The following is a 584-nucleotide window of genomic DNA, read 5'->3' as shown; positions in this document are numbered from 1 at the left end:
AATGTATATTCTTCTTTACTTGGTGAATCCATCTGAATGTTCAGCATTTTGGCTATATAGTTCAGGCTATAGATATGATCCTCTTTCACCTTGTCAAGCCGTCTATTTAAGGCGTTTTTCAAATTGTCATCCACAAAATGATTCATGATTTTGCGAATCACCTGTTCGTCATATCTGGGAGGATATATATCATGATCCAGACAGCAGGAACGGATAATATCATATTGTTCCACATAAATACCGTGTTCTTCCGTATTCAGGTCTGGAATATCCAAACCATCACCAAGTAAGATGTTAGAATCCATAATGATATGTCTGATCGTGGATTTCCCCTCGTACCTCACTTTATCGTCCGTTATCAAGCCGTAATCAATGGCTTTCTGGTGCAACCCGTTTTTGCCTTTCAGGGTGGAATAGCCAACTTTCAATTTATTGGAGATTTCCAACAGGTTATAAAAGCAGGTATTTGTACCATTCAAGCATAAGCATTTAAGCAACAGGACATATCCTATTACACCTACAGGAATATCCTTTTCCAACAGTTCCTTGCGAATCGTGAAATAGTTGGAATCTGGCACATTGAG

Annotated in this window: 1 protein-coding gene; it reads right to left on the bottom strand. The window is 38.5% G+C overall.

What is annotated here, in order from left to right; all coding sequences use genetic code 11:
• Positions 1 to 584: hypothetical protein (locus D7V92_RS22125; protein WP_158598897.1), on the bottom strand; the 584-nt coding region annotated here is incomplete at both ends.

Origin of the sequence: Parabacteroides sp. CH2-D42-20 (assembly GCF_003670185.1) — a bacterium.
GTDB classification, from domain to species: Bacteria; Bacteroidota; Bacteroidia; order Bacteroidales; family Tannerellaceae; genus Parabacteroides; species Parabacteroides distasonis.
This window is presented reverse-complemented; position numbering and strand designations above follow the sequence as displayed.